4 protein-coding genes and 3 tRNA genes are annotated in these 5,657 nt (G+C 28.7%); all 7 read right to left on the bottom strand.

Features of this window, described 5'->3' with window-relative positions; genetic code table 11:
• Positions 1 to 1,471: 1,471 nt before the first annotated feature.
• Complete coding sequence (locus JFN88_RS26165) at positions 1,472 to 2,326, bottom strand: hypothetical protein (RefSeq protein ID WP_199019284.1); 855 nt, start codon at positions 2,324 to 2,326, stop codon at positions 1,472 to 1,474.
• Between the two features lie 172 nt (positions 2,327 to 2,498).
• Complete coding sequence (gene atpA / locus JFN88_RS26160) at positions 2,499 to 4,034, bottom strand: F0F1 ATP synthase subunit alpha (RefSeq protein ID WP_199019283.1); 1,536 nt, start codon at positions 4,032 to 4,034, stop codon at positions 2,499 to 2,501.
• A gap of 56 nt (positions 4,035 to 4,090) precedes the next feature.
• Positions 4,091 to 4,164, bottom strand: a tRNA-Trp gene (locus JFN88_RS26155).
• Between the two features lie 57 nt (positions 4,165 to 4,221).
• Positions 4,222 to 4,294 (bottom strand) — tRNA-Thr (locus tag JFN88_RS26150).
• Positions 4,295 to 4,308: 14 nt separating this feature from the next.
• A tRNA-Arg gene (locus JFN88_RS26145) sits at positions 4,309 to 4,382 on the bottom strand.
• 155 nt (positions 4,383 to 4,537) lie between these two features.
• Entirely contained in the window at positions 4,538 to 4,840 is a 303-nt protein-coding gene (gene nuoK / locus JFN88_RS26140) for an NADH-quinone oxidoreductase subunit NuoK (protein WP_199019282.1), read from the bottom strand.
• Between the two features lie 41 nt (positions 4,841 to 4,881).
• Entirely contained in the window at positions 4,882 to 5,505 is a 624-nt protein-coding gene (locus JFN88_RS26135; protein WP_199019281.1) for an NADH-quinone oxidoreductase subunit J, read from the bottom strand.
• Positions 5,506 to 5,657: the final 152 nt, after the last annotated feature.

Here is a 5,657-nt window from a genome sequence, read left to right as displayed (position 1 = left end):
TTTATAACTACTATTCAAAACGAATATCAATTTAATTTTAAATTTTTAAGAAAATAGCTAGCTCAAATTAACTAGCTTTCTTCTTTATAATAAACTCTACTATCTATTTGAGCGCGTTGTGGGTTTTTTTACTTAGTAGTAAAATTCATATTAATATTCAAAGGCATGTAATATTTTTAGATATTAATTATTAGGATTTGCTCTTGTAGATATTTATATTTTAAGAAAAATAAGTATCATTTGGATAAAACTAAAACGAAAAGATTACATCATTTTATAAAATTTATTAATAATAAACATACGAATGATTAAGATAGAGTCCATTGCTTGCTTATACAAAGCATCTTGAAGTATACATTTTAATCTTACCCGGATTTGGTGTAATTAGTCATATTATTCAAACATTTTCTAAATTTTCTTCTAGTGTTTTTAAGTAGTTAATAATACGTGCATTAGAGGCTAAATTACTGGGTTCGTGTAGTATATGTTGTAATTTAGGATCTCTAGATTTTTTAATTGAATATAAAATCCATTTTTTGTTTGAATAGTGTCTATTTCGTTGATTTGGGTATTAGTTACTTCTCGAAATAGCTTCTATAAATCGAGAGCTAATTCATCTGGATTGTGGTATAAAAAATTATTATAGAGCGCGAGAGTAATATACAGGTGGGCTTTTCCCATAGTTTATTTTTTTTTACTTTTTATTTATGTTCTACAAACTCGAAATCATTAGTATTAAGTTCTTTTCCATTCATTTTGTTGTTTGAAAATTTGTGCTTTTTGATCGTTATGATGATATAAGTCTTAAGTAAGGTATTCTGCGCGATTAATTTTTTAATAAGGTCTATGCGTTCATTGATAGGAAGCTAAGTTTCCTCAGTCTTATTGTTTGAGAATAAAACAGTAATTGCGGGTATCTTTAAAGAGTAATTTTTTCTTGTAATAGTTGCGAAATTTAAGATAATTTTGTGTAAGTTTGAGTTTTTGGATCTGGAAACAAGATATTTCTTTTTGGCGACAGGCTGAATTAATTTTTTTGAATTTTCTATTAATATAAAGTTTTTTAGATTTTCATAAAAGAGGCGACTTTTCTTTTCAATTTTCTTATTTGTTATTGTAATAAAGGGGTTTAATAGGGATAAAAACTTGAATATCTTTGGGACACTTATGGAACGCTTGTTTTTAAGTTTTACTTTTGTTTAAAAAGACTAATTGTATCTAGTCAGGGGCGTTTCTTTTTGGTAGAATACTTGATAAAGTGGTAATTGTTGTGTTTTTAGTCTGAATCATAAATCCTAGAGGGATTTATGATTTTAATTCGGTGTAATTATTTTCTCTATACAGAAGACTATTTAGCAAATGTATTTTGAAATATATATATATAAAAAGATCTTTCATAAAAAAAAAAGGAATAAAAAAAACCATAAATGTGTAGTGAAAGAATTTATGGTTTTTTAGAAATATATAGTAATTATGCATCATTTCTCGGTAGAGAATTTTCTCCGAAAGCCGATGCACGATATTTTTCTGCTTCAGCTCGACACTTTATTGCTTCCTCGTGTAATCTTCGTTTAGCATACTTAAGCTCTTCACTAAGTTCAAGTTCTTCACGAATCTCAAGTCCAAGAGGCGCAATTGGTCCTGGGGCATTAGGTGTAGATACATTCGAAGATATACGCTGTTTTTTTGGAGTAACTTCATCTTCTGAATTAATTTCTACATTTTCATCACCAAAAGCAATATCGCGACTTCTTATTCTACTAGAAGTGGGTGTAGACACTTCTCTATTTATACTAGAACTACTAGCTTCATTAATAACATTAGATATGTTTTCAACTAAAACTTGTCCTTCAGGTTGCGGAGGTATTGTAGGATCCGGATATACTTGAAGACTCCGACCTAAGTCAGCGATATGTTTGACAAGTACAACTGGATTATTTGGACACGCATCCTCTACTAAACCTGGAAAAATTCTTTTATCTTGAAAAGGGTCATACGGACGACGTTGTGCTTCGTTCGTAACAGTTTTTTTGAGTTCCTCTATTAATGCATTAAATACTGCTTGAGCTCGTTGGACCATTTCAGCAGGAAGTTGTTTGTATTTTGAGAGTATCTGTTGGCACTCTTCTACATTTAACCATTCCAGTTGACTGAATTGTTGAACTGATTGCTCAATAGAACCATGTAGTGATAAAGTAGTACTTAAAACTGCGGATGTAGTAAATATTAAAACTTTTACTCTATTTTGACCCATAAAAAGGAATTTAATAGGGTAACGTTTGTTTATAATGTCACGAATTAAAATTTTTCTTTGTGATTTTGACATAAAATATATATTGGTGTATTGTATTTATTCTATATAATCTACAATAAATTTACAATATTGTAATTAAGATTATTAAAAGGAGTATAAAAGAATAAAAAAACTAAGCTTTGACGATTTCAGCTTAGTTTTCATTCTACGAAATACACATTAGATTTGGTTAATTTTATTAAAATTATTTTGAAGTAATATATTGTGTAGTTAAACTATCAAAAAACGAAGTTAATTTAGTCGATAATTCACTTGATAATGCTTTTTGTTCTTTAATAGTACTTAAAATAGAGGGATCTATTTGTTGTAATATAGTATTTTCAAAATCTAAGATATCAGAAATAGCTAATTTATCAAGATACCCTTTTGTTGCAGCAAATAAGATAACAACTTGTTTTTCAACAGGTAATGGTGTATATTGGTCTTGTTTTAATACTTCAGTTAAACGAGCACCTCTATTTAATAAATGTTGAGTTGTTGCATCTAAATCTGAACCAAATTGTGCGAATGCAGCAACTTCACGATATTGAGCAAGTTCTAATTTCATAGTACCTGCTACTTGTTTCATTGCTTTAACTTGTGCTGCAGAACCTACACGACTTACAGATAAACCAACATTAATGGCAGGACGTATACCTTTATAAAATAATTCTGTTTCTAAAAATATTTGTCCGTCTGTAATTGAAATTACGTTAGTTGGAATATAAGCTGAAACATCACCTGCTTGTGTTTCAATAACAGGTAAAGCAGTTAATGAACCACCACCTACATCTTTAGACATTTTTGCAGCTCTTTCTAATAAACGTGAGTGTAAGTAGAAAACATCACCTGGGAAAGCTTCACGTCCTGGAGGTCTACGTAATAATAATGACATTTGACGATAAGCAACTGATTGTTTACTTAAATCATCATAGATAATTAAAGCGTGTAATCCATTATCACGAAAATATTCTCCCATAGCACATCCAGAATATGGAGCTAAAAATTGTAAAGGAGCAGGATCTGATGCTGTAGCAGCTACAATTATTGTATAACGTAAAGCATCTTGATCTTCTAATATTTTTACAATTTGTGCAACAGTTGAACGTTTTTGACCAACAGCTACATAAACACAGTATAATTTATCAGCATCAACAGATCCATCATTTATTGCTTTTTGATTAATAATTGCATCAATAGCAATTGCTGTTTTTCCTGTTTGACGATCTCCGATTATTAATTCACGTTGTCCTCTTCCAATTGGTACTAAGCTATCTACTGCTTTTAAACCAGTTTGCATTGGTTGTTTAACAGATTCACGTACGATAATACCAGGTGCTTTAACTTCAGCACGTCGGCGTGTTACATCAGTTAATGGACCTTTTCCATCAATAGGATTTCCTAATCCATCTAATACACGACCTAATGTACCTTTTCCTACCGGTACATCTACAATGTTACCTGTACGTTTTACGAAGTCACCTTCTTTTACTGTACGATCACTTCCGAATAAAACGACACCTACGTTATCATTTTCTAAGTTAAGTGCCATACCTTGTACACCACTTGCAAATTCAACCATTTCACCTGCTTGTATTTTTTTTAAACCAAATACACGGGCAATACCATCACCTACAGATAAAACGCGTCCAATTTGTTCTACATCAATTTTTTGAAATGTATTCTTAATATTATTTTCTAATATTGTAGAAATTTCACTTAAAGATAAAGTTTTTACCATATACTATTATTTTTTGTAATTTGGAATAATAAATTATTCTTTTTTAACAATTAATGCAGGAGAAAAGGGATTCGAACCCTTAACTTTCGGTTTTGGAGACCACTGTTCTACCAATTCGAACTATTCTCCTAGCAAATTGTTTTTTTTAAAAATAATAGTCTATGAGAAGGTAACAAATTAGTGATATAGCCTTTTATCGGATTTGAACCGATAACCGTCGGTTTACAAAACCGAGACTCTACCAATTGAGCTAAAAAGGCTGATTTTTTCTATACGTGCTTGGAAAGACTCGAACTCTCAATCTTCAAATCCGTAGTTTGACGCTTCATCCAATTAAGCTACAAGCACAAAACCAATATTTTTTTATAATATTACATATTATATGATATAAAAGTAATGTTTCAAGAAATAATTTAAATATTGGTTATTTTATAATAAAAGATAGTAATATATTTTGTAAATTAATGAAATATAAGCGTAATAGAATTATGTATTTTTATTTGTTAACCTTTTAATAAGTTAATAAATTCAACGGAAATAGTACCACGAACACGGAAATATATTACTAAAAGCGCTAAACCAATTGCAGATTCAGCGGCTGCTACAGTAAGAATTAATAGGGAAAATAATTGACCTGTTAAATCATCTATGAAAACAGAAAACATTAAAAAATTTAAGTTAACCGCTAATAACATTAATTCAATAGACATTAGCATTACAATAATATTTTTTCTATTTAAAAAAATACCCCAAATTCCAAGTAAAAATAGAATTGTTGATACAGCAAGAAATTTAGATAAATCCATAATATTTTTAAAGAATCAATTTTTAAATAATTTTGTACTATTTAAGAAATTTTACGAATAGTTTTAGTAAAATCACGTGTGTTTTGTAAGAATATTTCTTGTCGTTTCACATGAATACCCTTTTGCATTGTTAATACGATAGCTCCTATCATTGCAACAAGTAAAATAATACTTGCCATTAAGAAAAAGTAAAAATAATATGTATATATTACATTTCCTAAAGCATGAATAGTATGAGATGTACTTAATTCGTTTGACCAATCGAAAAATTGTAATTGAGTGAATATTTCTTTTAAATAAGAATCTTCAATATTATAAGATAATAACGGAATTACATCATTGTCTACTAATATTAAAACTTCAAAAAGAAATAAAATCCCTAAAAGACCTCCTACTGGAAGGTAACGTAATTTTTTTTCATTGATTTCTGTTAATTTTATATTTAACATCATTACAACAAATAAAAACAGTACAGCTATTGCACCTACATATACTACTAGAAAGATCATCGCAAAGAAATCTAATCCTAATAAGATTAATAATCCCGAAGCATTGAAAAAAACCAGTACTAAAAAAATTACGGAATATACGGGATTTCGTGATTGGATTACTAAAATTCCTGATAATAATGTACAACTAGAAAATAGGTAGAATAATAAATCCATATATATTAATTTTATAAAATAATTATGTTTAAGATTTAGATGATTTTATATTCATAAAAATTATTCAACTATTTTTCTCTAATTCGAAGCTTTGGAAAATATATCCTATAAATAAACAAAATTCAAAAATTAAATAAAAAATTAATGAACAT

This window comes from Paenibacillus roseus (assembly GCF_016424485.1).
GTDB lineage: Bacteria > Bacillota > Bacilli > Paenibacillales > Paenibacillaceae > Paenibacillus_D > Paenibacillus_D roseus.
This window is presented reverse-complemented; position numbering and strand designations above follow the sequence as displayed.